The organism is Nocardioides terrigena (assembly GCF_003047265.1).
GTDB classification, from domain to species: domain Bacteria; phylum Actinomycetota; class Actinomycetes; order Propionibacteriales; family Nocardioidaceae; genus Nocardioides; species Nocardioides terrigena.
This window is the reverse complement of record NZ_PZYY01000014.1, coordinates 16,699-42,681: the sequence shown is the minus strand read 5'-3', so window position 1 is coordinate 42,681 and position 25,983 is coordinate 16,699. Positions and strand designations below refer to the sequence as shown.

The 25,983-nt window shown below is 72.7% G+C and carries 23 protein-coding genes; 17 read left to right on the top strand and 6 right to left on the bottom strand.

The window, feature by feature from the left end; all coding sequences use genetic code 11:
* Positions 1–22: 22 nt before the first annotated feature.
* Genes DAE25_RS21580 through DAE25_RS21570 form a run of 3 tightly spaced genes read right to left on the bottom strand, consistent with a single transcriptional unit; the run spans position 23 to position 3,617 of the window.
* Positions 23–1,411, bottom strand: a complete 1,389-nt coding sequence (locus DAE25_RS21580) for a YlbE family protein (RefSeq protein ID WP_107768236.1) — start codon at positions 1,409–1,411, stop codon at positions 23–25.
* A complete protein-coding gene (locus DAE25_RS21575; RefSeq protein WP_107768228.1) occupies positions 1,408–2,886 on the bottom strand; it encodes an FdrA family protein in 1,479 nt (492 codons plus the stop codon). Before DAE25_RS21575 ends, DAE25_RS21580 begins: the two co-directional genes overlap by 4 nt.
* A complete protein-coding gene (locus tag DAE25_RS21570) occupies positions 2,883–3,617 on the bottom strand; it encodes an oxamate carbamoyltransferase subunit AllH family protein (protein WP_107768226.1) in 735 nt (244 codons plus the stop codon). Before DAE25_RS21570 ends, DAE25_RS21575 begins: the two co-directional genes overlap by 4 nt.
* A gap of 79 nt (positions 3,618–3,696) precedes the next feature.
* Between DAE25_RS21570 and DAE25_RS21565 the strand changes: the two genes are divergently transcribed.
* The 13 genes from DAE25_RS21565 (at position 3,697) to erpA (ending at position 20,010) form a co-directional block, all read left to right on the top strand.
* Positions 3,697–4,950: a PucR family transcriptional regulator gene (locus tag DAE25_RS21565; protein ID WP_107768224.1), complete on the top strand. Its 1,254-nt coding sequence runs from the start codon at positions 3,697–3,699 to the stop codon at positions 4,948–4,950.
* A 144-nt stretch (positions 4,951–5,094) separates the two neighbouring features.
* Positions 5,095–6,465, top strand: coding sequence for a uracil-xanthine permease family protein (locus DAE25_RS21560; protein ID WP_199907719.1), 1,371 nt, complete (start codon positions 5,095–5,097; stop codon positions 6,463–6,465).
* 7 nt (positions 6,466–6,472) lie between these two features.
* Positions 6,473–7,327: an FAD binding domain-containing protein gene (locus DAE25_RS21555; RefSeq protein WP_107768222.1), complete on the top strand. Its 855-nt coding sequence runs from the start codon at positions 6,473–6,475 to the stop codon at positions 7,325–7,327.
* Positions 7,324–7,839, top strand: a complete 516-nt coding sequence (locus tag DAE25_RS21550) for a (2Fe-2S)-binding protein (protein WP_107768220.1) — start codon at positions 7,324–7,326, stop codon at positions 7,837–7,839. Before DAE25_RS21555 ends, DAE25_RS21550 begins: the two co-directional genes overlap by 4 nt.
* Positions 7,836–10,217, top strand: coding sequence for an aerobic carbon-monoxide dehydrogenase large subunit (cutA, locus tag DAE25_RS21545; protein ID WP_107768218.1), 2,382 nt, complete (start codon positions 7,836–7,838; stop codon positions 10,215–10,217). Before DAE25_RS21550 ends, cutA begins: the two co-directional genes overlap by 4 nt.
* Positions 10,214–10,846, top strand: a complete 633-nt coding sequence (locus DAE25_RS21540; protein ID WP_107768216.1) for an SRPBCC family protein — start codon at positions 10,214–10,216, stop codon at positions 10,844–10,846. The genes cutA and DAE25_RS21540 overlap by 4 nt, the downstream gene beginning before the upstream one ends.
* Complete coding sequence (locus DAE25_RS21535; RefSeq protein WP_107768214.1) at positions 10,843–12,237, top strand: amidase; 1,395 nt, start codon at positions 10,843–10,845, stop codon at positions 12,235–12,237. Before DAE25_RS21540 ends, DAE25_RS21535 begins: the two co-directional genes overlap by 4 nt.
* 104 nt (positions 12,238–12,341) lie before the next feature.
* Positions 12,342–14,444 carry a hydantoinase/oxoprolinase family protein gene (locus DAE25_RS21530; protein WP_107768289.1) on the top strand — a complete coding sequence of 701 codons (2,103 nt, stop codon included), beginning with the start codon at positions 12,342–12,344 and terminating at the stop codon, positions 14,442–14,444.
* Positions 14,444–16,354 carry a hydantoinase B/oxoprolinase family protein gene (locus DAE25_RS21525; protein ID WP_107768212.1) on the top strand — a complete coding sequence of 637 codons (1,911 nt, stop codon included), beginning with the start codon at positions 14,444–14,446 and terminating at the stop codon, positions 16,352–16,354. Before DAE25_RS21530 ends, DAE25_RS21525 begins: the two co-directional genes overlap by 1 nt.
* Positions 16,351–17,298, top strand: coding sequence for a carbamate kinase (locus DAE25_RS21520; protein ID WP_107768211.1), 948 nt, complete (start codon positions 16,351–16,353; stop codon positions 17,296–17,298). The genes DAE25_RS21525 and DAE25_RS21520 overlap by 4 nt, the downstream gene beginning before the upstream one ends.
* A gap of 26 nt (positions 17,299–17,324) precedes the next feature.
* Positions 17,325–18,419 carry a barbiturase gene (gene bar / locus DAE25_RS21515; protein ID WP_107768210.1) on the top strand — a complete coding sequence of 365 codons (1,095 nt, stop codon included), beginning with the start codon at positions 17,325–17,327 and terminating at the stop codon, positions 18,417–18,419.
* A 42-nt stretch (positions 18,420–18,461) separates the two neighbouring features.
* On the top strand, positions 18,462–19,544 hold the full coding sequence (locus DAE25_RS21510; protein ID WP_107768209.1) for a glycerate kinase family protein: 1,083 nt from the start codon (positions 18,462–18,464) through the stop codon (positions 19,542–19,544).
* A 103-nt stretch (positions 19,545–19,647) separates the two neighbouring features.
* On the top strand, positions 19,648–20,010 hold the full coding sequence (erpA, locus tag DAE25_RS21505) for an iron-sulfur cluster insertion protein ErpA (protein WP_107768288.1): 363 nt from the start codon (positions 19,648–19,650) through the stop codon (positions 20,008–20,010).
* A gap of 57 nt (positions 20,011–20,067) precedes the next feature.
* Here the strand turns inward: erpA and DAE25_RS21500 are convergent, their stop codons facing one another.
* Positions 20,068–20,304 carry a hypothetical protein gene (locus DAE25_RS21500; protein ID WP_107768207.1) on the bottom strand — a complete coding sequence of 79 codons (237 nt, stop codon included), beginning with the start codon at positions 20,302–20,304 and terminating at the stop codon, positions 20,068–20,070.
* 62 nt (positions 20,305–20,366) lie between these two features.
* On the opposite strand from DAE25_RS21500, the gene DAE25_RS21495 reads away from it, so the two are divergent.
* A complete protein-coding gene (locus DAE25_RS21495) occupies positions 20,367–21,353 on the top strand; it encodes a carbohydrate kinase family protein (protein ID WP_107768205.1) in 987 nt (328 codons plus the stop codon).
* Between the two features lies 1 nt (position 21,354).
* On the opposite strand, the gene DAE25_RS21490 is transcribed toward DAE25_RS21495, so the two are convergent.
* Both DAE25_RS21490 and DAE25_RS21485 read right to left on the bottom strand, forming a co-directional pair.
* Positions 21,355–21,591 (bottom strand): sulfurtransferase TusA family protein, encoded by a 237-nt coding sequence (locus DAE25_RS21490; protein WP_107768203.1) that lies wholly within the window; start codon positions 21,589–21,591, stop codon positions 21,355–21,357.
* On the bottom strand, positions 21,588–22,739 hold the full coding sequence (locus tag DAE25_RS21485; protein ID WP_234411196.1) for a cysteine desulfurase family protein: 1,152 nt from the start codon (positions 22,737–22,739) through the stop codon (positions 21,588–21,590). The genes DAE25_RS21490 and DAE25_RS21485 overlap by 4 nt, the downstream gene beginning before the upstream one ends.
* A 169-nt stretch (positions 22,740–22,908) precedes the next feature.
* Between DAE25_RS21485 and ctaC the strand changes: the two genes are divergently transcribed.
* The 3 genes from ctaC to DAE25_RS21470 are packed head-to-tail and all read left to right on the top strand — an operon-like array spanning position 22,909 to position 25,921.
* Positions 22,909–23,760, top strand: coding sequence for an aa3-type cytochrome oxidase subunit II (gene ctaC, locus DAE25_RS21480; RefSeq protein ID WP_234411195.1), 852 nt, complete (start codon positions 22,909–22,911; stop codon positions 23,758–23,760).
* The gene (ctaD, locus tag DAE25_RS21475; RefSeq protein WP_107768199.1) at positions 23,757–25,526 is read left to right on the top strand and encodes an aa3-type cytochrome oxidase subunit I; all 1,770 of its coding nucleotides are present in this window, start codon (positions 23,757–23,759) and stop codon (positions 25,524–25,526) included. Before ctaC ends, ctaD begins: the two co-directional genes overlap by 4 nt.
* A complete protein-coding gene (locus tag DAE25_RS21470) occupies positions 25,523–25,921 on the top strand; it encodes a cytochrome c oxidase subunit 4 (protein ID WP_056885515.1) in 399 nt (132 codons plus the stop codon). The genes ctaD and DAE25_RS21470 overlap by 4 nt, the downstream gene beginning before the upstream one ends.
* Positions 25,922–25,983 lie beyond the last annotated feature (62 nt).

The following is a 25,983-nucleotide window of genomic DNA, read 5'->3' as shown; positions in this document are numbered from 1 at the left end:
CCCATCGGTGGGCGGTACGACGTCAGCGCGGCACGCGCGCCGCGAGGGCCGCCAGCGCCGCGGGGAAGATCTCCGCCGGAGGGGTGACCAGCCCGGCGCCGACCTGGCCGACACCGGCCCGCTTGCCTGCCATCCCGGTGTTGATCTGCGGCAGGATGCCGGTCCGGCAGACGCGGGTGACGTCGATGCCGCTGGGGACTCCCTGGAAGTCCAGCACGGGCACGGTCCAGCGGGGGTTCTCGCCCAGGGTGATCTCGTGCATGCGCCGCGTCGTCGCGAGGGCGTCGGGGACGGTCCCGCCGACGAGGCGCACGATGGCCGGCGCGGTCGCCATCGCGAAGCCGCCGATGCCGGCCGTCTCGGTGATCGCCGAGTCGCCGATGTCGGGGTTGGCGTCGTCGGGGCCGTAGTCACCGAGGAAGAGGCCGTCGGCCACCTGCGCGGGTCCGGTGAACCACTCGTCGCCGGTGCCGGAGACCTGGATGCCGAAGTCGGTGCCGTTGCGGGCCATCGCGACGACCATCGTCGCGCCGTCGATGTCGCGGGCGGCGTCGAGGGCCAGCTTGCAGGCGGGCATCGCGAGGTTGAGGAAGAAGTGGTCGTTGCCGCCGATGAAGCGCAGCGAGGCGGCGACGTTGGCGTGGTCGGCACCGCTGGTCGCCATCGCGGGCGCGAGGTCGCGCAGGAGCATCAGGGTGCCGGCGCGGTTGCGGTTGTGGGCCTCGTCGCCCATCTGGAGCATCTGGGTGAGGATGCCCGTGACGTCGACGGGGTCGCTGGCCCGGACGGCAGTCCGCAGCAGCGGGCCCAGCACCGCGGACATCCAGCGCAACCGCTCGAGCACGTCCGGGCTGTAGGCGCCGTACCGCAGCACCTTGCCGAGGCCCTCGTTGAGCGAGCAGTGCGTGCGCCGGCCGGTGGCCGGGTCCTCGAGCACGAACATCCACATCGACGGGGTGACCACGCCGGCCATCGGCCCCACCGTGGCCCGGTGGTGGCAGGGCTCGAGGCTGACCCCGTCGCCGCCCTCGAAGAGCGCGACGGCGTCCTCGGGATCGTCCACCAGGCCCTCGAGCGCGGCTCCGGCCATCAACGCACCGCGGAGCGGACCGGAGGTGCGGTCCCAGCCGATCGGCGGCCCGGCGTGCAGGAACTGGCCGCGCTCGAGGCCCAGCACCTCGGAGGCCGGACCGACGTCGACGAGGGTGGCCGAGGTGGCGAGCATCGCGGCGAGCGCGCCGTCGTTGGCCTCCCTGCGCCGCGGGTCGGTGGCGACGGTGGCGAGATCCGCCTCGGTGCCCGCCATCGGCGGGCGCCAGTCGACGCGGGTGACCGGGACGGCCTGTCCCTCGACGGCGTCTGCGAGGAGGTCGGCGCCGACGCCGACCACGTGCGAGGGAGGGGTGCTCATTCGGGGTCACCGATCGTCAGGGCGACCGCGCGCCGGGTGGCCGCGGCGTTGGAGAGGTGCACCTCGGCGCCGGCGCCCACGAGCGCTCGCACCTGCCGGTCGAGGTCCTGGGGATCGTGGGCGGTGCCGACGACGGCGACGACCACGGGCTGGGCCACCTCCGCGAGCGCCGGTGCGAGCCGGGCCGCCGGGTCCGGCTCGGCCCCGTGGCCGAGGACCACGTCGAGGAGGAGCACCCCCGTCGACGGGTCGGCCGCGGTCCGGGCGAGCTGCTCGAGCCGCAGCGTCGGGTCGATCATCGGGTGGGCCCGGCCGGCCGTGAGGGCGTCGTCCCCGAAGTCGACCATCGTGTGCGTGTCGGCGGTCAGGTCGGGCCCGAGCGCGAGGTCGGGGGAGAGCGGGATGTTGCTCCGGATGGGGCCGAGCGCGGCGCCGGCGACCAGCATGGCCTCGTCGCAGAGGGTGCCGCCGACGAAGAGCCCGCGCAGGTGACCGCCCCCGGAGGCTCGGGGGTGCGTCGGGAGGTGCACGGGCCACGCGGGCACGTCCGCGCCCAGGCGGCGCAGCGCCGACTCGGCGGCTGCGGTCAGGTCGGGGCGTCCCGGCCCCAGGAACGCGAGCTCGACCGGGGTGTCGAGCCCCGCGGCGTACGCCTCGATCTCGGCCGCGACCCCGGCGGCGGGCGGCTTGGAGACGAGCACGATCAGCTCGACGGACGGGTCCGCGTCGAGGCGGGCCAGCGCTGCCCGGGTGGAGAGCCCACCCACCGGGGCGGAGAGGTCGCGACCGCCGACGCCCAGGGCGTGGCTCACCCCGACACTGGCGTGGTCGAGCAGGCACAGCAGCTGCTGGCAGCCCGTGCCGGACGCGGCCACGAGGCCCACTGGTCCGGGCGATGTCGCGTTGGCGAAGCCGAGGCCGAGACCTCCGACGACCGCGGTGCCGCAGTCGGGCCCCATCACGAGCACATCGCGCGCTGCGGCGGCCCGCTTGAGCGCGACCTCCTGCTCGACGGGCACGTTGTCACTGAAGACCATCACGTCGCGTCCGGCGTCGACGGCGTCCATCGCCTCCACCAGCGCGCTGGCGCCGGGGACGGAGACCAGCACCACGCCGTCGACGGTGCCGCGCAGGGCGCTCGCGGTCGTGCGCGGCGGTGCGACGCCGGCGGCGGTCGAGGGGGCACGGGTGGTCAGCGCCGTCGTGATGGCGTCCTCGGCCGCCGCGACGACCGTGGCGGGGGCGTCGTCGGCCATGCGGAGGGCGACGACCATCTCCTGGGGCGTGGCGTCGGCCGGGACGGCGAAGCCCATCTGGGCGAGCACCTCGAGGTTGAGCGGGGTCGCCATCGCCACCTGGGCGGTCACGATGCCGGGGATGCCCTGGACGGTGCGGCTCAGCTGGAGGAGGGCCACCGAGTCGGCGTAGGCACCCTTGCGCACCTCGACGTGGTCGCGGGTCGTCGACGTGGTCATGCGGCCGTCCTTCCGGTGGTGGCGAGGTGCTCCCGCGCGGCGACGGCGCCGGCCAGCAGCCCGAGGCCCGAGGTGTGCCCGACCGCGGCGAGGGCCGCGGTCGCGGCCTCCTCGCCGGGGGTGCCGAGGGCGGAGACGTACGCCGAGAACTGGGGGAGCACCTCGCCCTGCAGCGCGCACTCCAGCAGCGCGGCGGAGAGCCGTGTCGTGCGCGGCAGGAGGGCCCGGACCCGTGCGTCGTGGTCGGGGGTCTCGATGCCGGCGGCGCGGTGCATCGCGACCCAGCCGCAGACGACGTCGTCGCCGAGGGGGGTGAGGCCGCTGCCGCGCCCGACGAGCAGCGCCGGCTGCAGGGGCGGGTGCAGGAGCGCGGTCTCGAGCTCGGCCAGCCGGACCGGGGTGGTGGGTGCGACCCGGGCGGCGTCGGTGAGGCGCGGGACCGCGACGTCGACCACGCGGCGTACGGGCAGGGCCGTCCCGTCGATCCGCAGCACCCCGTCGCGGAGGGTCAGGTGGTCGCCCCGCAGGGGCGCCACCGTGGGGCCGGCGAGCCGCAGCCCGCACGGGACGAGGGCCGCGCGGGCGCCGAGGACACCGACGCAGCCGGCCCCCTCCACGTCGAGGTAGATCGCGTGCTCCCCGCGGTGCAGGAGGGTCGGTGTCGAGTCGGGCAGCGCGGCGAGCCGGTCCCGGAGCCGCGGCGAGGCGCTCACGGGGAGCTCGGCCGTCATGCTGGTCCACGCTAGGCGGGGGCACTACGGTTTGCCGATGTGAGGTGTTGCCAACGATCCCCGCGAGCAGGTGCAAGTCTTGATAGTCACTGACCCGCCAGCCCCAGGCCCCCACCCGGGCGGCTCCCTCCACGAGGCCCTCACCCGCGTCGTCGTCGACGGCGGTGACCTGGACAGCGTGGCCGCCGAGGTCGGCCGGGTCACCGGCGCCGGGATCCTGGTCACCTCGACCGACGGCCGGGTCCGGGCCGGGGCCACCGGCGGGCCCGTCGAGGCGGCACTGGCCGACGGCGACTGGACCGACCCGAGCGGCCGGTTCCGCGTCGAGCGCGCGGCCTCGTCGCCGGCGCCCCTGGGGGCGGGGGAGGTCCGGCTGGTCCGGGTCGTCGCCGAGGGCACGGACCTGGCCCGCCTGGTGGCCTGCCGGACCGCGGCGCCGTTCACCGGGCCCGAGGTCGCCGACCTCGAGCTCGCGGCGGCCGTCGCCGCCCTGCTGATCACCCGGGAGCACGCGGTCACGGGGGTCGAGAACAAGTACCAGGCCGACTTCCTGCGTGACCTGCTCCTCGGGCGGCCCGCCCACGAGGCGTACGTCGAGGAGCACCTCGCCGCCTACGGGTGGGACCTGGCCCGTCCCGCGGTGGTGGTCTGCGCGGAGATGGACCCGACCGCACCCGACGAGGAGCCGGTCTCCAACCAGCAGCACCGCCAGTGGCAGCAGCGCTTCGCCCAGGCCTGGCGGCAGGTGGTCCGCGAGGTCGCGGCCGGCAGCCCGCTGGCCGACTTCTCCTCCGAGGTGGTGTGCCTCCTGTCAGTGGACGACGGGGAACCCCTCGGCCGGCAGGTCGTACGCCGCGTGGTCGAGGCCGTCGCCGGCGACAAGGGCGGCGGAAGACGCTCCTTCACCGTCGGCGTCAGTCGCACGTCGACGTCGTGGGCCGACCTGCCGGGCGCCTACGCGCAGGCGCGTCGGTCGGTCGAGATCGGTCGCCGGCTCCGGGGCCCCGGCTCGACGACGCACTTCGACGAGCTCGGTGTGCACCGGCTGATCGCGCTGGTGCCGGACCCCGCCGAGCTGCAGGCCTTCGCGAGCGACGTGCTGGGCCCCCTGGCCGGGACGACCACGGAGGCCACCGACCTGCGCGAGACGCTGCAGGTGCTGCTCGACACCAACTTCAACGTCGCCGAGGCGGCCCGCCTGCAGTTCTTCCACTACAACACCATGAGATATCGCGTGGGCAAGCTGGAGAGACTGCTCGGCCCCCTCTCCAGCGACCCGCACCTTCGCCTCGACGCCGCGGTCGCGCTCCGGGTCCTCGACCTGATGCCCTGAGGAATCGCGCCAACCTCTGCCACCACGGTCGGCGTTCCTTCGGCAGTTCTCGCCCGTGAGGGTGTCTGATGGGCGCCACTACCTTGTGGAGCCACACGCGCGGTCGTCCCGACTGCAGGTCACGTGCCAGGGAGGGAAACCCAGATGTCGATGTTCAAGTGGGACGTGGTGGACCCGGCGCCGGGAGTGGCCGTTGCACCGCACCAGAGGCTGCCGTGGGGCAAGACCGTGGGGCTCGGCGCCCAGCACGTGGTCGCGATGTTCGGGGCGACCTTCGTCTTCCCGCTGGTGATGGGGCTGGACCCCAACCTCGCGATCATGTTCTCGGGCATCTGCACGATCATGTTCCTGCTGATCTGCGCCAACAAGGTCCCCAGCTACCTCGGCACCAGCGCGTCGTTCGTCGCCAGCGTGGCCGCGATCCGCGGGCAGGGCGGCGACTCCTCCGACGTCACCGGAGCGATCCTGGTCGGCGGTCTCGTGCTCGCCCTGGTGGGCGTGCTGGTCCACGTCGCGGGCGCCCGGTGGATCCACCGCATCCTGCCGCCGGCCGTGACCGGCGCGGTGGTCATGCTGATCGGTTTCAACCTCGCGCCCGTCGTGGCCGGCATCTACTGGCCCCAGGACCAGTGGGTGGCCCTCCTCACCGCGGCCTTCATGGTGGCCGCGGCGGTGATGCTGCCCGGCTTCTGGTCACGCATCGCCGTCTTCCTGGCCCTGATCTTCGGCTTCGTGATCTCGTGGCTCGCCGACGTGGTCCTCGGCCCCATCACCTCCGTGCTCGGTGGGGCCACCGAGGCCACCGAGCACGACCGCGTCTCGTTCGCCGGGGTCCGGGCGGCGGACTGGGTCGGCCTGCCCAGCGGCGACCTCGCCGACGGGGTGTCGGTCGTCCACGGTCCGAGCTTCTCGCTGACCTTCGTCCTGCTCGTCCTGCCCGGTGTCATCGCGCTGATCGCCGAGAACACCGGCCACGTCAAGGCGGTCGCCGAGATGACGGGGGAGGACCTCGACCCCTACATGGGCCGCGCGATCGGTGCCGATGGCCTCGCGACCGCGTTCGCCAGCGCCTTCGGCGGCTCGCCGACGACGACCTACGCCGAGAACATCGGGGTCATGGGCGCCACGCGCGTCTACTCGACCGCCGCCTACTACGTCGCCGCCGTGGTGGCCATCCTGCTCGGCCTGTGCCCGAAGTTCGGGGCCGTCATCAACGCGACACCGGGCGGGGTGCTCGGCGGGATCACCGTCGTCCTCTACGGGATGATCGGCCTCGTCGGCGCCAAGATCTGGGTGGAGAACCGCGTCGACTTCGGCAACCCGCTCAACCTGGTCGGCCTCGCCGCGGGCCTGATCGCCGGCATCGGCAACGTCACGCTGCAGATCACCGACGACTTCGAGCTGGGCGGCATCGCGCTTGGCACCATCCTGGTCATCGTCTTCTACCACATGGCCAACCTGCGTGCGGGCGACGACACTGGGCACGTCAGCCAGGCCACGTCCCACAAGGAGTAGACGTCTCGTGAAGCCGGCGCCGTTCGCCTACCACCGGCCGGGCTCGACCGCGGAGGCCGTGAGCCTCCTCGCGGCCGACCCGGACGCGAAGGTGCTCGCCGGCGGGCAGTCGCTGGTCCCGCTGCTCTCGATGCGGCTGGCGGCGCCGTCCGCCCTCGTCGACCTCGGCGCCATCCCCGACCTCGACTCGATCCGCGTCGAGGCCGCCGGGGTCACGATCGGAGCGCTCGCGCGGCACGCCGCCGTCCTCTCCTCCGACGAGGCCGCGGCCTGCCAGCCGCTGCTCCGCCTGGCCCTGCAGCACGTCGCGCACCCCACGATCCGCAACCGCGGGACGACGGTCGGCTCGATCGTGCACGCGGACCCGGCGGCCGAGATGCCCGTCGTCCTGCGTCTGCTCGGGGGCTCCGTGGTCGCGGAGGGTCCCGCCGGGCGCCGCACGGTCGAGGCGGCCGACCTCTTCGTCGGGCCGCTGGAGACGTCGCTGGGCCACGACGAGGTCGCCACGTCGGCGTTCTTCCCGGCGCTCCCCGCCGGTGGGGGAGTCGCCTTCGAGGAGATCGCCCGTCGGCACGGTGACTACGCCATGGCGGGCGTCGCGGTCGTCGTACGCCGTGAGGGCGAGCAGCTCGTGGAGGTGCGGGCGGGCTTCGTGTCGGTGAGCGACATCCCGGTCGTCGTCGACCTCACCGACGTCGTCACCGGCGGCGGCGACCCGGGCGAGGCCGCGCTGGCGTCGCTCGAGCCCGCGGCCGACATCCACGCCACCGCCGACTACCGCGCCCAGCTCGTCCGGGTGCTGACCCGACGCGTCGTGGCCGCGGCAGTCGCCGACGCGTCGTCCAGGAGCCTGACCCGATGACCGACACCCCGACCACCGACACCTCGGGCACGCAGCGCCGCGACGTCACCCTGCGCGTCAACGGCGCCGCGCACGCCATCTCGGTCGAGCCCCGCCGCCTCCTCTCGGACGCCCTGCGCCACGACTGCGGGCTCACCGGCACCCACGTGGGCTGCGAGCACGGCGTCTGCGGTGCCTGCACGGTGCTGGTCGACGGGGCGCCGGCGCGCTCCTGCCTGATGCTCGCGGTGGCCTCGGAGGACGTGGAGATCACCACCGTGGAGGGCCTCACCGGGGCCGATGACTCGCTGGGCCCGGTGCAGCAAGCCTTCGCCGACTGCCACGGCCTCCAGTGCGGGTTCTGCACCCCCGGCTTCCTCACCACGATCACGGCCGGGCTGCGCGACAACCCCACGCCCACCCGCGACGAGGCCCGCGAGATGGTCGCCGGCAACCTGTGCCGCTGCACCGGCTACCAGAACATCGTCGCCGCGGTCCTGCGCGCCGCCGAGATCCAGGGCGGTGGGTCGTGACCACGAAGCTCTTCGGCGAGAGGGTCCCGCGGGTCGAGGACCAGCGCTTCCTGCGCGGTCGTGGACGGTACGTCGACGACGTGCTCGTCGGGCCGGGCACCCTGCACGCGGCCGTGCTCCGGTCGCCGCACGCGCACGCGCGGATCCTCGACATCGACGTCTCGGCGGTCCTCGACCTCGAGGGCGTGCACGCGGTGTGGACCCACGAGGACCTCGACGGCGTGATGGCCGACCCCTTGCCGCTGCTCATCCCGCACCCGGCGCTCACCCACGGCCGCACCCAGTTCGCGCTCGCGAGGGACGAGGTCAACCACGTCGGCGAGGCGATCGCCTTCGTCGTCGCCGACGACCGCTACGTCGCGGAGGACGCCGTCGACCGGATCCGGGTCACCTACGACTTCCTGCCGGCGGTGGTCGGCATCGAGGCGGCCCGGGCCGCGACGCACCTCGTGCACGACGACGTGCCGGGCAACGTCGGGGCCCGGATGGAGCAGCACCACGGCGACGCCCCGGCGGCGATCGCCGCCGCGCCGCGCCGTCTCTCCCTCGACCTGACGATCGAGCGCAGCTCGTGCCAGCCGATGGAGGGCCGCGGGGTCGTCGCCCGCTGGGACCCCGACACGAGCCGGCTCACGGTGTGGAGCTCCACCCAGACCTCGACCGGGGTGCGCGGGTGCGTCGCCGCCCGGCTGGGCCTCGACCTCGCCCAGGTCGACGTCATCACCCCCGACGTGGGGGGCGGGTTCGGCGTCAAGATCAACCACCCCTGGCCCGAGGAGCTCCTCGTGCCGATGGCGGCGCGGGCGCTGGGCCGGCCGGTGAAGTTCACCGAGGACCGGCGCGAGCACTTCATCTCCTCCGCCCACGAGCGCGGCCAGGTGCACCACGTCGAGGTCGGCTTCGACGAGGACGGTCGGGTGCTGGGCCTCGACGTGACGTTCTGGCACGACCACGGCGCCTACTCGCCGTACGGCCTGATCGTGCCGATCATCACCGCGACCCAGCTGCTGGGCCCCTACAAGCCGGGCGCCTACCGCGTGCAGTTCGAGTCGTTGTTCACCAACACCGTGATGGTGACCCCCTACCGCGGCGCGGGCCGTCCGCAGGGCTGCTTCGTCATGGAGCGGACCATGGACGCGATCGCCGCGGAGCTCGGGCTCGACCGCACCGCGGTGCGGGCCGCCAACTTCATCCAGCCCGACGAGTTCCCCTACGACCACGGGCTGGTGTTCCAGGACGGTCGCGAGCTCGAGTACGACTCGGGCGACTACCCGGCGTCGCTCGACAAGCTCAAGGCGCTGATCGGCTGGGACGGCTTCCCGGCGCTGCAGGCCGAAGCAGCGGCGGAGGGTCGCCGCATCGGCATCGGCCTCGCCTGCTACGTCGAGGGCACCGGCGTCGGCCCCTACGAGGGCGCCCACGTCCACGTCGAGACCTCCGGCAAGGTCAAGGTCGCCATCGGCCTCACCACCCAGGGTCAGGGCCACGCGACCGTCTTCGCCCAGATCGTCGCCGACGAGCTCGGCGTCCCGCTCGAGGACGTCGAGGTCGTGTCCGGCGACACCCGCAAGATGCCGTACGCCGTGGGCACCTTCGCGTCGCGGGCCGCGGTGATGAGCGGCTCCGCGGTCCAGCTCGCCGCGCAGGCGGTCCGGGAGAAGGCGCTGCGCATCGCGGCCGAGGCGCTCGAGGCGGACGTCGCCGACCTCGAGATCGTCGACGGCCTCGTGCAGGTGCGCGGCACGGACGCGACCCTCGCGCTGGGCACGGTCGCGGTGCTGTCCAACCCGCTGCGCTACGCGTTCGACGAGGCGTCCAAAGCGGCGACCCAGTTCGCCGTGGGCGACCCCGGCAAGCCGCCGGTGGCCGAGGACGACGAGCCCGGCCTGGAGGCCCGCGACTTCTACTCGCCGCAACGGGCGACCTTCGCCTCCGGCATGCACGCGGTGATCGTCGAGACAGATCCCGACACCGCCGAGGTCAGGATCCTGCGCTACGCGGTGGTCCACGACTGCGGCCGCATCATCAACCCGATGATCGTCGAGGGGCAGATCCACGGCGGGGTGGCCCAGGGCGTCGGCGGAGCCCTCTACGAGCGGATGGAGTACGACGACTCCGGACAGCTGCTCAACGCGTCGTTCATGGACTTCCTGATGCCCTACGTCACCGAGGTCCCCGACACGATCGAGATCGACCACCTCGAGACGCCGTCCCCCCTCAACCGCCTCGGCATCAAGGGCGCCGGCGAGGCGGGCGTCATCCCGGGCTCGGCCGCGATCGCCGCCGCCATCGAGGACGCCGAGGGCTTCCCCATCACGGCGATGCCGATCTCGCCGTCCGAGCTGCACGCCCTGCGCCAGTCGAAGGAGACCCCATGAAGTTCGCCGGTGAGAACGTCCTGGACGCCCCCGTCGAGCGGGTCTGGGACGCCCTGCTCGACCCGGCCGTGCTGGTGAGGACCATCCCGGGCTGCTCCCGCCTCCAGGCCACCGGCGAGAACTCCTACGACCTGACCGTCACGGCGGGCGTCGCCGCGATCAAGGGCACCTACGCCGGCACCTGCCGGCTCCACGACCTGCAGGAGCACCGGTCCCTGCGGATGGTGCTCCAGGGTGCCGGGGCGCCCGGCACGATCGGCGCCGACATCGCGGTCGCCTTCGCCGACGCGGGCAACGGCACCACCCGGGTCACGTACGACGCCGACGCGGTGGTCGGCGGCATGGTCGGGGGAGTGGGCCAGCGGATGCTGACCTCGGTGTCGCGCCGGATGGCGGTCGAGTTCTTCGGCAACGTCGACGCGGTCCTCGGCGGAGCCGCCCCGTCCGTCGCCGCGCCCGTGTCGTCGGCGTCGGTCGCGGGAGGGGCCGAGCCGGCCGTCGGCGCCGTCTTCACGGCGCCCGCCGCTCCCGCCTCGTCTCAGGACGACTTCCTCCGCGGTGTGGCGGTGGGGGCCGGGCTCGTCCTCGCCGGCGTGCTGGCCGGCGCCCTCGTCGGTCGCCGCCGATGACCGACCTCACGGTCGCGTCGTCGGCACGCGCGATGGCGGCCGCGGTCGCCGAGCGCGAGATCTCCGCGCGCGAGCTCCTCGACCTGCACCTGGCGCGCATCGCCGAGCGCAACGGCGAGCTCAACGCGATCGTCTCCCTCGACGAGGAGCGCGCCCGTGCCGGAGCGGCCGCGGCCGACGAGGCACTGGCCTCGGGTGCCGAGGTGGGTCCGCTGCACGGGCTCCCGTTCGCCTTCAAGGACACCCACGCCGTGGCCGGCTGGCGTACGACGTACGGCTCCCCGCTGCGTGCCGACCACGTCCCCGAGCGGGACGAGCTGGTGGTCGAGCGCGTGCGCCGCGCGGGCGTCGTGGTGATCGGCAGGACCAACGTGCCGGAGTTCGCCGCCGGCTCCCACACCTTCAACCGGGTCTTCGGCACCACCCTCAACCCGGTGGACCCGCGCTTCTCCGCGGGCGGGTCCAGCGGCGGAGCGGCCTGCGCGTTGGCGTCCGGCATGGTGCCCCTGGCCGAGGGGTCCGACATGGGCGGCTCGCTGCGCAACCCGGCATCGTTCTGCGGGGTCGTGGGCCTGCGGCCCTCGCTCGGCAGGGTGCCGGAGTGGCCGCTCTACAACCAGTGGGAGACGACGTCGGTCGCCGGGCCGATGGCGCGCGACGTCGGCGACCTCGCGCTGCTGCTCTCGGTGCTCGCCGGTCCGGACCCGCGCGCCCCGCTGGCCCTCGGGGACCGTGGCTCGGTCTTCGCCCCGCCCGTGACCGGACACCTGCTCGGCCTCCGGGTCGCCCTGAGCATCGACCTCGGCGGCGCCTTCGAGGTCGACGACCGCGTGGCCGCCGTGGTGGAGGAGGCCGGTCGGACCATCGCCCACCAGGGGGCACAGGTCTCTCGCGCCCACCCCGACCTGGCCCTGGCCGACGACACCTTCCGCACGCTGCGCGCGTGGCACCTGCAGGCCAAGCTCGGGCCCCTGCTCGCCGAGCACCCGGACGGCTTCAAGCAGTCCCTCGCCGACAACATCCGCCTCGGGGCAGGCCTGACCGGCGCCGACGTCGCCCGCGGCTACACGCAGCGCACGGCGCTCGCCGAGACGATGCGCGTCTTCTTCCAGCAGTACGACGTGCTCGTGCTGCCGGTCTCGCAGGTGCCGCCGTTCCCCGCGGACCAGGAGTTCCCCACCGAGATCAACGGCCGGTCGATGGAGACCTACCTCGACTGGATGCGCTCGGCGTACGTCATCAGCGTCACCGGCTGCCCGGCCATCTCGCTGCCGGCCGGGCACACGCCCGAGGGGCTGCCGGTGGGGATCCAGGTCGTGGCACCGCACGGCGCGGACCGCCGGCTGCTGGAGATCGCCTCGGCGTACGAGGCGGCCCGCCGCGCCGCCTGAGCCCGGGCACGGCGCCGCGCTGGCATGACCTGACAGCCCGGGGCCGATCCGTCGGCAACATGTGACCTCGCCCGGCGGCGTACGCGGTCGTTTGAATGGTCCGCATGCCCCCAGCACCCCGGCGCATCCGGATCGGCATCGACACCGGCGGCACCTTCACCGACGTGGTCGCCCTCGACGAGGACAGCGGGGAGATGGTCACGACCAAGACCCCGTCGACGCCCGCCGACCCGGCCGACGGGTTCATGGCCGGGATCGACAAGGTCCTGGACCTCCTCGACCTGCCGCGGGGCAGCGGCGACGCGGTCACCGCGGTCAGCCACGGCACCACGGTCGCCACCAACCAGCTGCTCGAGGGCAAGGTCGAGGCGCTGGGGTTCATCACCAGCGAGGGCTACGACGCGATGCTGGAGATCGCCCGGCAGTCCGTGCCCGACGGCTACGGCAACTCCTACTTCTGGGTCAAGCCGCCCCGCATCGTGCCGCGCGACCTCGTGAAGGGGGTCGGTGGACGCCTCGACTTCACCGGCGCGGAGGTGCGTCCCTTCGACGAGGAGGACGCCCGCCGGGTGGCGCGCTGGTTCCGGGTGCGCGGCATCGACACCCTCGGGGTCTGCTTCCTCCACTCCTACGCCAACCCCGACCACGAGGAGCGGATGCGCGCGATCCTGCGCGAGGAGCACCCCGAGGCGGTCGTCTCGCTGTCCAGCGAGGTGCTGCGTGAGTACCGCGAGTACGAGCGGGCGATGACGACCCTCGTCGACGCGGCCGTGAAGCCCCGCCTGAGCCGCTACGTCGCCAACATCAGCCGGCGCTTGGAGCAGTACGGCGGCCGCAAGGTGCCGTTCTACGTGATGAAGTCCAACGGCGGCGTGCTCTCCGCCGACGAGGTGGTGCACCAGCCCATCACCACCGTGCTGTCCGGCCCCGCCGCCGGAGCGCTCGGCGCCGCCCTGATCGCCCAGGTGGCGGGCTTCGACCGGGTCCTGACCAGCGACGGCGGCGGCACCTCCACCGACGTCTCGGTCGTCATCGACGGCGAGCCCACGCTCACCACCGAGGGCTCGGTCGGCGCCTTCCCGTCCAAGATCCCGATGATCGACGTCGTCACCGTCGGCGCCGGCGGCGGCTCGATCGCCTGGCTCTCGCCCGAGGGCACGCTCAAGGTCGGCCCCCGGTCGGCCGGGGCCGACCCCGGCCCGATCTGCTACGCCCGGGGCGGCCGCGAGGTCACCATCACCGACGCGCACGTCATGCTGGGCCGTATCCCTCCGCACCTGCTGGGGGGCGAGATCCCGCTCGACGCCGCCGCGGCGAGGGCGGGGGTCGAGGCGCTGGCCACCGAGCTCGGGATGTCGCCCGAGGCCTGCGCCACCGGGGTGCTCGAGATCTCCGCCTGGAACCAGGCCAACGCCCTGCGCCAGGTCACGGTCAAGCGGGGGCTCGACGTCCGCGACTTCACGCTGACCACCTTCGGTGGCTCCGGATCGCTGCTCCTGTGCCGGCTGATGGACGTCCTCGGGATCCCCACCGTCCTGGTGCCGCCCAACCCCGGCAACGTGTCGGCGTTCGGGCTGCTCACCGTCGATGTCAAGAACGACTACGTCCAGACCCACGTCACCCTGCACGAGGCGCTCGACGTCACGACCGTGCAGGCGGCGTACGACGCCCTCGCGACGCGGGCGCGCTCGGCGCTGGTCAAGGAGGGCTTCGCCCCCGAGGTGCACCGCTTCGTCCGGACCGCCGACGTCCGCTACTTCGGGCAGGCGTTCGAGGTGCGCGTCGGCGTGCCCGACGGCGACCTCGACGCGGACGCGCTCGCCGAGGTCGCCCGCCGGTTCCACGCCGAGCACCGGGCGCTCTACGGCTACGACTTCTCCGGAGACGGCTCGCAGCAGGTCGAGTGGGTCAACCTCCGGGTCTCGGGGATCGGGCCGATCACCCGCCCGGAGATCCGGAAGGCAGGGGAGAGCTCGCCCCCGCTCGACCCGCCGGCCGGGCGAGCGGGGTCGTCGAGACCGGTCTGCTTCGACGCGGCGGACGGCTACGTCACCACGCCGGTGCTGTGGCGACCCGACCTGGGTCCGGGACACGTCGTCCGGGGGCCGGTGATCATCGAGGAGTTCGGCTCGACGGTCCCCGTCCACCCCGGCTTCGCGGCCCGGGTCGACGACCACCTCAACATCATCGTCACCAAGGAGGCGTGATGAGCCGCCGCGTGCCCACCCGGTTCCCCTACGGGATGCTCACCGACGACGCCGGCGCGAGCGCCGACCCCGTGCTGGTGGAGATCGTCCAGGGCTCGCTGGCCAGCGTCGAGATGGAGGTCGAGACCGCCATCGGCCGGACCAGCCGCAGCCCGATGATCCGCGACGCGCACGACTTCCGCGCCGGCATCCACGACCGGCTGCTCCGCAAGCTCACCGGCCGGTCCTACTCCGCGCTCGTGCACCCGGTGGCCCGCGACTTCCCGATCGAGGAGATGCGCGAGGGGGACGTGTTCTTCCACAACGACGTCTACCGCTCCGAGGGCGGCATCGGCCACCTCCCCGACCTGTGCGTCACCGTCCCGGTGTTCTCCGGCGGCCGCGTCGTCGCCTTCGTCCAGGCATTCGGCCACCACGACGACATCGGCGGCGCCGTGCCGGGCTCGATGCCCAGCCACGCGACCAGCGTCTTCGAGGAGGGCCTGATGGTGCCGCCCATCCGGCTGTGGGACGCCGGTGTGCCCAACCGCGCGGCGCTGGCGATCATGACCCGCAACTCCCGGATGCCCGAGTCCCTCGCGGCCGACCTCGACGCCGAGTGCTCCGCGTGCCTGATGGGCGCCCGTCGGCTCGGGGAGCTCTTCGAGCGGTACGGCGTCGACGCCGTCGAGTCCTGCTTCGACGCGATCCTCGACCGCACCACCACGACGTACCGCCGCGAGATCCTCAGCCAGGTCCCCGTGGGCTCGTGGACGTGGGAGGACTACGCCGAGCACGACGGGGTCGACGAGCCGCGGCTGCACACGCAGCGCATCACGCTCACCCGCACCGCGGCCGACGATCCCGACGGCGAGCGGCTGGTCCTGGACTTCGACGGCACCGGCCCGCAGGCGAAGGGCCCGATCAACCACTGCGGCGACTACAGCGACGGCGTCTTCCTCAAGAAGTGGCTGGCGCCGATCCTGCGCAACCTGGCCGAGTCGCCCGAGCGGATGGCCGAGCTCGACGTCAACGAGGGCATCGTGCCGCTCATCGAGATGCGCTTCCCCGAGCCCGGGACGCTGCTGACCCCGGTCTTCCCGGCACCGACCAATGCCCGCACCTTCGTCATCCTCCGGCTGCTCGGCGTGCTCGCGGGAGTGGTCGCCAAGGCGGTCGACGGCAGGATGCCCGCCGACCAGGAGACCATCCGCTACACCGGGGTGTACGGCGAGGACCGCGACGGCCGCCCCTACCTCATGCGCGAGGTGCTGGGCGGCGGCTCCGGGGGCCGCTACTACGCCGACGGCGAGGACACCATCCACGTCGTCCCCGACTCCCGCAACCTGCCGACCGAGTTCACCGAGGCGCGCTTCCCCTTCCTCGTGGAGTCGCTCGGGCTGGCCATGGACTCCGGCGGCGCCGGCGAGCACCGCGGCGGCCTCGGCTACGAGAAGCACATCCGGATGCTCAAGGACGGTCACTTCATGTCGATCGCCGACCGCTCGATCCTGGCGTGCTGGGGCGTCCGGGGCGGCCGGGCGGGCCGGCCGTTCGAGGTCACCATCGACCCCGGTGGGCCGCACGAGCGCCGGGTCGACGCCCTCGCCGACGACGAGCCGGTGCGGGCGGGCGAGGTCATCCGGATCCGTACGACGGGTGGCGGCGGCTGGGGCGACCCGCTGGTCCGCGACCCGGTCCTGGTGGTGCGCGACGTCGTCTGGCGCAAGGTGTCGCCGGAGTCGGCGCTGGCCGACTACGGCGTGGTGCTCACCGGGTCCCTCGACGACGACTCGCTGGGCCATGACGCCGGGGCGACGACCGCCGAGCGGGCCGGCCGCGCCCGGGGGGACGAGGCCTTCTTCGACCGCGGCCCGGGCTACGCGCGGCTCTCCGGCGGGTCCACCTCCGCGGAGGTGGACCACCTGTGAGGGCGTTGCTGGCGCTCGGCGGCAACGCCATGACCAGCCCCGACGGCCGGGCGCGCCCCGAGGACCAGATCGCCGCGGCCGAGACGGCGATGGAGGCCGTGGCCGACCTCGTCGCCGCCGGTGTCGACGTCGTGGTGACGCACGGCAACGGCCCGCAGGTGGGCAACCTGCTGGTCAAGAACGAGCTCGCAGCGGCCGTGGTGCCCCCGGTGCCGCTGGACTGGTGCGGCGCGCAGACGCAGGCGACCCTCGGCTTCGTGCTCATGGACGCGCTCGACGCCGCGCTGGCGCGCCGCGGGGTCACGAGACGCAGCGCCGCCGTGGTCACCCGGACCCTCGTGGACGCCGACGACGCGGGCTTCCGGACGCCGACCAAGCCCATCGGCCGCTACCTGCCCGCCGAGGAGGCACGGCTGCTGGTCGACCACGGGGAGACGTGGCAGGACCGGGGTGCCAAGGGCTGGCGCCGCGTCGTGGCCTCGCCCGAGCCGCTGGAGGTCGTCGACGCCGCGGCGGTGCACGCCCTCGTCGAGGCCGGCTTCGTCGTGATCGCCAACGGTGGCGGCGGCATCCCCGTCGTACGCCGCGACGACGGCACGCTCACCGGCGTCGAGGCCGTCATCGACAAGGACCTCGGGGCCGCCCTGCTGGCGCGGTCGATCACCGTCGACGTGCTCGTCATCGCCACCGACGTGCCGCACGCCGTGCTGCGCTTCGGCACCCCCCAGGCGACGCCCGTCGGTCGCGTCACGGTGGGGGAAATGCGGGCGCTCGCCGCCGAGGGCCACTTCGCCAGCGGGTCGATGGGCCCCAAGGTCGACGCCGCCTGCCGCTTCGTCGAGCAGGGCGGCGGGCGCGCCGCCATCACCAGCCTGGACCACATCGTCGAGGCGGTGACCGGTGACCCGACCGGCGGCGCCGGGACCGTCGTCGTACCGAACTGAAGACCCCACCCGAAAGGAACCGATCCATGCCCAGTGCCATCGAAGTCCGCAAGGTCCCGATCCACTCCGTCGCCGACGCCAGCGAGCTCGCCCGGCTCATCGACGACGGCGTCATGGCGGCCGACCGCGTGATCGCCATCATCGGCAAGACCGAGGGCAACGGCGGGGTCAACGACTACACGCGCATCATCGCCGACCGGGCCTTCCGCGAGGTGCTCGTCGCCAAGGGGGCGGCCGCGGACCAGGTCGCGCAGGTGCCCATCGTGTGGTCCGGCGGCACCGACGGGGTCATCAGCCCGCACGCCACGATCTTCGCGACCACCGACGCCGAGCCCGCCGAGGAGTCGAGGCTGACGGTCGGGTTCGCGATGAGCGAGGTGCTGATGCCCGAGGACATCGGCCGGGTCGCGATGGTCACCAAGGTGGCCGACGCGGTGCGGGTTGCGATGGAGAAGGCCGGCATCACCGACGTCGCCGACGTGCACTACGTCCAGACCAAGACCCCGCTGCTGACCGTGCACACGATCCGCGACGCCAAGTCGCGCGGCAAGACGGTGTGGACCGAGCACACGCACGAGTCCATGGACCTCTCCAACGGCTGTACGGCGCTGGGCATCGCGGTGGCGCTCGGCGAGATCGAGATGCCGACCGACGAGGACGTCATGCACGACCGGTCGCTCTTCTCGGCGGTCGCGTCGTGCTCGTCGGGCGTCGAGCTCGACCAGGCGCAGGTGGTGGTCGTCGGCAACGCGACCGGCGTCGGCGGGCGCTACCGCGTCGGCCACTCGGTGATGAAGGACGCCCTCGACGCCGACGGCATCTGGGACGCGATCCGCTCCGCCGGGCTCGACCTGCCCGAGCGCCCGCACCACACCGACCTCGACGGCCGCCTGGTCAACGTCTTCCTCAAGTGCGAGGTCTCCCAGGACGGCCAGGTCCGCGGCCGGCGCAACGCCATGCTCGACGACTCGGACGTGCACTGGCACCGGCAGATCAAGTCGTGCGTGGGTGGCGTGACGGCGGCGGTCACGGGCGACCCGGCGGTCTTCGTGTCGGTGTCCGCGGCCCATCAGGGCCCCGACGGCGGCGGTCCGGTCGCGGCGATCGTCGACCTGGGGTAGTCCGCGGCACCTGCCCGACGTGGCGTGCGACAGGATGGCCGCATGCGCGTCCTCATCGCGCCGGACAAGTTCTCCGGCACCCTGACCGCGGTCGAGGCCGCCGAGGCGATCGCGACCGGGTGGGCCAGGCACGCGCCGGACGACGTCCTCGACCTGGCGCCGATGGCCGACGGCGGTCCCGGCTTCGTGGACGTCCTGCACGCCGCCCTCGGCGGCGAGCTGCTCGCCGTCACCGTCGAGGCGCCGCACGGCGAGCAGGTGCCCGCGACGGTCCTGTTCGTCGAGGACGTCGCCTACGTCGAGACCGCGCAGGCGGTCGGGCTGCACCTCATCGACGGGGGCGTGGAGTTCGCCAGCAGCAACGGCGTCGGCGAGCTGCTGATCGCCGCCGTCGAGAGCGGGGCGTCGACGGTCGTCGTCGGGCTCGGCGGCTCCGGCACCAACGACGGCGGCGCGGGCGTCCTCGCCGCGCTCGGAGCGCTCTCCGACGGCATCCTCGACAGCGGGGCCATCGCCCTCGACACCGTCACCAGCGTCGACCTCGCCCCGGCCCGCGAGCGGCTGGCGGGCATCACCCTGGTGGCCGCCACCGACGTCGACAACCCCCTCACCGGCCTCTTCGGCACCACCAAGGCGTTCGGTCCCCAGAAGGGGATCCCCGAGGAGGAGATCGCCCGGATCGACGGGTGGCTGGAGGCGTTCGCGGCCGTCACCGACCGGCGTACGTCCCTGGAGAAGGGCGCCGGCGCCGCCGGCGGCATCGGCTACGCCCTCCTGGTCCTCGGTGCCCGCCGCGAGCCCGGCATCGCGCTGGTCGCCGAGCACGTCCGGCTCCTCGAGCGGGCCCGCCAGGCCGACCTGGTGATCACCGGCGAGGGCGCGTTCGACTTCTCCAGCCGCTCCGGCAAGGTCCCGTACGGCGTCGCCGAGATCGCCGCGGAGGCGCTGCGGCCGTGCGTGGCGCTGGCCGGCCAGGTGCTGGTCGGCGCTCGCGAGATGCGGGCGCTGGGGATCGAGTCGGCCTACTCGCTGGTCGAGCTGGTGGGGGAGGAGCGCGCGTTCGCGGACCCCTCCGGAGCGCTGAGCGACCTCGCCGAGCGGGTCGCACGCACCTGGTCGCGGTAGGGCCCGGGGTCCGTCCCGGCGGTCACGGCGGGGCAGTGAGGAATAACCCGGGGTGTGCGACCATTGGGACAGGTATCCACCTCGACCACTGATGGAGCAGCAGATGACCGAGCAGGTCGACACGACCACTGACCGCCGCACCGACCAGATCAACCTGAGCGATGTCGCCGCCGGCAAGGTCAAGAGCCTCCTCGAGCAGGAGGGCCGCGATGACCTGGCCCTGCGCATCTCCGTGCAGCCCGGTGGCTGCTCGGGCCTGCGCTACCAGCTCTTCTTCGACGAGCGCACCCTCGACGGCGACGTCACCACCGACTTCGACGGCGTGACCGTGGTGGTCGACCGGATGAGCGTCCCCTACCTCAACGGCGCCATGATCGACTTCGTCGACTCGATCGAGAAGCAGGGCTTCACGATCGACAACCCCAACGCGACCGGCTCCTGCGCCTGTGGAGACTCCTTCCACTGACCTCGAGCACACGAAGGGCCCCCGCCATCGGCGGGGGCCCTTCGTCGTCCGTGTCGGTCAGCGCCCGTAGAGCACCTCCGCGAGGCGGGCGGCGGCCTCGCTGACCCGGATGTCGCGCTTGGCGACCTCGCGCGGGTAGTCCTCGTAGCGGATGCTCGGTGGGGCGGAGACCGCGGCCCGCGCGGCGTGCTCGAGGCGCAGGTTGCGGCTGGTCGCGCGGCAGTCGGCGGCCATCTCGCTGGTGCTCGCGAGGTCGGCGTGGGTCAGGCGTGCGGCGCTGTCGGGAGACGTCATGCGGCCGACGCTAGGGGCTACCGAAGGGTATCCCCAGCCGTACCCGGGGGTAGTGTTCGCGCGTGCCTCTGCTGATTGCCGGATCCATCGCGACCGACCATCTGATGTCCTTCCCGGGGAAGTTCTCCGACAGCCTGGTCGTCGACCAGCTCGACAAGCTGTCGGTCTCCTTCCTGGTCGAGGAGCTGGAGGTGCGCCGCGGCGGGTGCGCCGCCAACATCTGCTTCGGACTGGGCAACCTCGGTCTCCGGCCGGTGCTCATCGGCGCGGTCGGCGAGGACTTCGCGGAGTACCGCGCCTGGCTGGAGCGGCACAACGTCGACTGCACCGCCGTCCACATCTCGCAGACCCGGCACACGGCGCGCTTCGTGTGCACCAACGACTCGGCGCACGCCCAGATCGCGTCGTTCTACGCCGGCGCCATGAGCGAGGCCCGCGAGATCGAGCTCAAGCCGATCGTCGACCGCGTGGGGACCCCGGACTTCGTGCTCATCGGCCCGGACGACCCGCAGGGGATGCTGCGCCACACCGACGAGTGCCGCCAGCGTGGCTACCGCTTCGTCGCCGACCCGTCCCAGCAGCTCGCGTTCGGCGACGGCGACCTCATCCGCCCGCTCATCGACGGCGCCGAGATCCTCTTCTCCAACGAGTACGAGGCCAGCCTGATCATCCAGAAGACCGGCTGGTCGGCCGAGGAGGTCCTCGACCGCGTCGGCACCTGGGTCGTCACCCTCGGCGCGGCGGGTGTCCGCATCGACCGCAAGGGCGAGGAGTCCATCACGGTCGGCGCGGTCCCCGAGATCGAGAAGGTCGAGCCGACCGGCGTCGGCGACGCCTTCCGGGCCGGCTTCCTCGCCGCCCTCGGCTGGGGCCTCAGCCTGGAGCGCGCCGCACAGCTGGGCTGCCTGCTGGCCGTCCACGTCGTCGAGCAGGTCGGCACCCAGGAGTACACGCTCTCGCGGGCCGCCTTCTTGCGGCGCCTCGAGGCGACGTACGGCGCGGACGCCGTCAGCGACGTCGAGCCGCACCTCCGCACGCTGCATCCATAGCTCAGGACACGCGTCTGATCAGGTAGCGCGGCGCTCCGTCGTCGGCGACGTCCTCGCCGACGTACTCCTGCTCCCGCATCCGGCACCACGCCGGGACGTCGACACGTGCGGCGGGGTCGTGGGCCACGACGGCGAGCACGTGCCCCGGCGCGACGTCGTGGAGGTGGCGGGCCAGCTCGATGATCGGCATCGGGCAGCGCAGGTCGCGGCAGTCGAGCTCGAGGTCCGGGACGGTCACAGGCCGACCCTCGCGCGGATGTCGCGGACCACGCCGGGCAGCACGTCGCAGAAGGCGTCGACCTGCGCGCGGGTGGCGTCACGCTGCAACGAGAGGCGGACGTTGCCGTGGGTGAGCACGCCCATCGCCTCGAGCACGTGGCTGGGGGCCAGCGTCGACGACGTGCACGCCGAGCCGCTGGCGATGCCGAAGCCGTGGCGGTCGAGCTCGTGCACGAGGGCCTCGCCGTCGACGTACAGGCAGGAGAAGGTCACCAGGTGGGGGAGTCGCGCGACGGGGTCCCCGACCACCTCCACGTCCGGCACCTCGGCGGCGACGCGACGGCGTACGACGTCCACCAGATCGTGGTGGCGGGCGTTGACCTCGTCGCGCTCGGCCACCACCGCCTGGAGCGCCGCGGCGGCAGCCAGGGCGGCGGGGACGTTCTCGAAGCCGGAGGAGCGCTCGTCCACCCGGTCGTCGCCGGGGAAGGGGCTGCGCCAGCGCGCGCCCTTGCGGACCAGGAGCACGCCCACCCCGGCGGGGCCGCCCCACTTGTGGGCGGAGCCCGCGGCCGCCGCCCAGCCGTCCGGCAGGGGCAGGCGGCCCATCGAGGCGCAGGCGTCGGTGAAGAGCGGCACGCCGTGGGGGAGCTCGAGCTCGCCGACGGGCTGGACGGTGCCGACCTCGTGGTTGGCGGTCTGGAGGGCCACGACGCCGACCTCCGGCGCGATGGCGCCCAGGAGCCCGTCGCTGTCGACCCGACCGAGGCGGTCGCACCCGACGGACACGCCCCGGGCGCCCCACGCCACCGCGTGCAGGACCGCGGAGTGCTCCACCGCGGAGTGGACGACGACGTCCCCGCGCCGCGACCCCTTCACGAGGCCGAGCAGGCCCCGGTGGACGGCGTCCGTGCCGCTGCTGGTGAAGGTCACCTCGTCCGGTCGGACGCCGAGCGCATCGGCCGTCGCCTCCCGGGCGTTGTCGAGCAGCAACCGGGCGTCCCGGGCCCGGCCGTGGAGGCGGCGCGGGTCGGCGTAGCCCCGGTCCAGGGCCGCCAGCAGGACTTCCCGCGCGGCCGGGTGCAGGGTCGCGGACGAGGCCGCGTCCAGGTCGGCGGACCGGCCGTCGTCCGGCCCGCTCGGGCCGGCACCGGACGGGTTGCTCACGCGCCGAACCTAGACCATCGCACCGACGGTCCCCGTCCCGTGGCGGATGTGCGCGCCGACACCCCACCCGCCCCACCCACACGACCTGATTGGAGATAGTGTTCGCACAGTCGAGACTGACCGAAAGAGAGGCTCGTTCGTGGGTCTGCAACTTCCCAAGCGTGCAGCCGTGCCCGTACGTCGGGTCGCGGCCGGTGTGCTCGTGGGCGCCCTGCTGCTGCTCCTGAGCGCCTGCGGCGACGCGGCTGACAGCGACCAGATCGCCCGGTTGGCGATGCCGGAGCCGATGACCGAGACGGGTCCGGCGACCTACGACCTGTGGCGCTACGCGTGGCTGGCCGCCATGGTGACCGGCGTCATCGTCTGGGGCCTCATCTTCTGGGTCGTCTTCCGCTTCCGCCGCCGCAGCGACGACGAGATCCCGGTGCAGACGCGCTACAACCTGCCGCTGGAGATCTTCTACACGATCGCGCCGATCATGATGGTGATCGTCTTCTTCTACTGGACCGTCAAGGTGCAGGACGAGGCCGTCGCCCTCGAGCCCGAGCCCGACCTCGTCGTGGACGTCGTCGGCCAGCAGTGGTCCTGGACGTTCAACTACACCGAGCAGGGCGACGGCGGCCGGACTCCCTACACGTCGGGCACGGCCTCGCAGATCCCGACCCTGTGGCTGCCCGTCGACCAGACCGTCCAGTTCAACCTGAACTCGCCCGACGTGATCCACAACTTCGGCGTGCCGTCCTTCCTCATGAAGATGGACGTCATCCCGGGCCGGGTCAACAAGTTCCAGGTCACGCCGACCGTCGAGGGTGACTACGCCGGCAAGTGCTTCGAGCTCTGCGGCACCTACCACTCGCGGATGCTCTTCAACGTCAAGGTCGTCAGCCAGGCCGACTACGACGCCTACCTCCTCGACCTCGCCGACCAGGGCTGGATCGCCGACGAGCCGCTCCTCGGTGGCTCCGACGCCATCACCCAGGCCGGCCTGGACGACGAAGACACCGAAGGGAGCACGGAGTGACCGCCACCGCGACCCCGGGCACCGCCAGCACCACGCCGGACACCGGCAAGACGCTGGGCCAGCAGCTGGTCCGCATCATGACCACGACCGATCACAAGCTGATCGGCAAGATGTACCTCATCACGTCGTTCGGGTGGTTCATGGTCGGCGGCCTGATGGCCATGCTGATCCGCTCGGAGCTCGCGTTCCCGGGCCAGCAGGTCGTCAACGACGAGCTCTACAACCAGCTCTTCACGATGCACGGCACGATCATGCTGCTGCTCTTCGCGACGCCGCTGTTCTTCGGCTTCGCCAACGTCATCATGCCGCTGCAGATCGGCGCGCCCGACGTGGCGTTCCCGCGCCTCAACATGTTCAGCTACTGGCTGTTCCTCTTCGGCGGGCTCATCGCCGCCTCCGGCTTCCTGACCCCGTCGGGTGCCGCGAGCTTCGGCTGGTTCGCCTACACGCCGCTCTCCGACGGCGTCCGCTCGCCGGGCGTCGGTGGCGACCTGTGGATCATGGGCCTGTGGATGGCCGGTCTCGGCACCATCCTCGGTGCCGTCAACTTCATCACCACGATCATTTGCATGCGCGCCCCCGGCATGACCATGTTCCGGATGCCGATCTTCGTCTGGAACGCGCTGGTCACCTCGCTGCTCGTGCTGATCGCGTTCCCGATCCTCGCCGGCGCGCTGCTGTCGCTCGAGGCGGACCGGTTGCTCGGTGCGCACGTGTTCGACCCGGCGCACGGTGGCCCGATCCTGTGGCAGCACCTGTTCTGGTTCTTCGGCCACCCGGAGGTCTACATCATCGCGCTGCCGTTCTTCGGCATCGTGTCGGAGATCCTGCCGGTCTTCAGCCGCAAGCCCCTCTTCGGCTACGTCGGCCTCGTCGGCGCCACGCTCGGCATCGCGATCCTCTCGGTCGCCGTGTGGGCGCACCACATGTTCGTGACCGGTGCCGTCGACCTGCCGTTCTTCTCCGGCATGACGTTCCTCATCGCGGTGCCGACTGGGGTCAAGTTCTTCAACTGGATCGGCACGATGTGGGGGGGATCCCTGTCCTTCGACACCCCGATGCTGTGGTCGATCGGGTTCCTCACGACCTTCCTCTTCGGTGGCCTCACGGGCGTCATCCTGGCCAGCCCGCCGCTCGACTTCCACGTGTCCGACTCCTACTTCGTGGTGGCGCACTTCCACTACGTGGTCTTCGGCACCGTGGTGTTCGCGATGTTCGCGGGCTTCTACTTCTGGTGGCCCAAGATGACCGGGCGGATGCTCGACGAGCGCCTCGGCAAGCTGCACTTCTGGCTGCTGTTCGTCGGCTTCCACACCACCTTCCTCGTCCAGCACTGGCTGGGTGTCGAGGGCATGCCGCGCCGCTACGCCGACTACCTCCCCGAGGACGGGTTCACCACGCTCAACCAGGTGTCCACCATCGGCGCCTTCCTGCTCGGTGCCTCGACGTTGCCGTTCCTCTACAACGTCTACGCGTCGGCCAAGTCCCCGATGGTCGGCGTCGACGACCCGTGGGGCTGGGGCCGCTCGCTCGAGTGGGCCACCAGCAGCCCGCCGCCGCGCCACAACTTCCACACCCTGCCGCGCATCCGCTCCGAGTCGCCGGCCTTCGACCTCCACCACCCGGAGATCGCGATGCTCGAGCTCGCCGAGAACGACGCCGAGCGTCGTGGTGAGCCGGCCGACGCACCCGACGTGGACGGTCGCGAGGAGATGCTGCGCGGCCGCGTCGACGGCAACGACACCACCGAAGGGGACGCCCGATGAAGGCTGAGTCCTGGATCTTCATCATCACCACGATCTTCTTCGTGCTGGTGACGCCGGCCTACTGGTTCATCACCGGTGACTGGACGGGCACGTCCGCCCTGACGATGACGGCGCTGCTGACGTTGATGATCTCGCTCTACCTCGGCTTCCACGCGGCCAAGATGGACCCGCGTCCGGAGGACCGCAAGGACGGCGAGATCGCCGACGGAGCGGGCGAGCTCGGCTTCTTCCCGCCCTACTCGTGGTGGCCGCTGTGGTGCGCCATGGCGCTGGGCACCATGGTGTTCGGCACGGCCATGGGCGCCTGGTGGCTCCTGATCATCGGTGGCGCGATCGGCGCGATCACGCTGTCCGGCTGGATCTACGAGTACTACCGCGGCGAGCACGCGCACTGATTCTGCCCCGTCAGGGCCCGCGGTTACCCTAGAAGCGACCTGGCTCCACGCCTTCTGGGGGA

Excerpts from the sequence above, each read along its gene's own strand:
- DAE25_RS21580 (WP_107768236.1), bottom strand. The coding sequence starts at position 1,411 with ATGAGCACCCCTCCCTCGCACGTGGTCGGCGTCGGCGCCGACCTCCTC.
- DAE25_RS21575 (WP_107768228.1), bottom strand. The coding sequence starts at position 2,886 with ATGACCACGTCGACGACCCGCGACCACGTCGAGGTGCGCAAGGGTGCC.
- DAE25_RS21570 (WP_107768226.1), bottom strand. The coding sequence starts at position 3,617 with ATGACGGCCGAGCTCCCCGTGAGCGCCTCGCCGCGGCTCCGGGACCGG.
- DAE25_RS21560 (WP_199907719.1), top strand. The coding sequence starts at position 5,095 with ATGTCGATGTTCAAGTGGGACGTGGTGGACCCGGCGCCGGGAGTGGCC.
- DAE25_RS21550 (WP_107768220.1), top strand. The coding sequence starts at position 7,324 with ATGACCGACACCCCGACCACCGACACCTCGGGCACGCAGCGCCGCGAC.
- DAE25_RS21540 (WP_107768216.1), top strand. The coding sequence starts at position 10,214 with ATGAAGTTCGCCGGTGAGAACGTCCTGGACGCCCCCGTCGAGCGGGTC.
- DAE25_RS21535 (WP_107768214.1), top strand. The coding sequence starts at position 10,843 with ATGACCGACCTCACGGTCGCGTCGTCGGCACGCGCGATGGCGGCCGCG.
- DAE25_RS21530 (WP_107768289.1), top strand. The coding sequence starts at position 12,342 with ATGCCCCCAGCACCCCGGCGCATCCGGATCGGCATCGACACCGGCGGC.
- DAE25_RS21525 (WP_107768212.1), top strand. The coding sequence starts at position 14,444 with ATGAGCCGCCGCGTGCCCACCCGGTTCCCCTACGGGATGCTCACCGAC.
- bar (WP_107768210.1), top strand. The coding sequence starts at position 17,325 with ATGCCCAGTGCCATCGAAGTCCGCAAGGTCCCGATCCACTCCGTCGCC.
- DAE25_RS21510 (WP_107768209.1), top strand. The coding sequence starts at position 18,462 with ATGCGCGTCCTCATCGCGCCGGACAAGTTCTCCGGCACCCTGACCGCG.
- erpA (WP_107768288.1), top strand. The coding sequence starts at position 19,648 with ATGACCGAGCAGGTCGACACGACCACTGACCGCCGCACCGACCAGATC.
- DAE25_RS21500 (WP_107768207.1), bottom strand. The coding sequence starts at position 20,304 with ATGACGTCTCCCGACAGCGCCGCACGCCTGACCCACGCCGACCTCGCG.
- DAE25_RS21470 (WP_056885515.1), top strand. The coding sequence starts at position 25,523 with ATGAAGGCTGAGTCCTGGATCTTCATCATCACCACGATCTTCTTCGTG.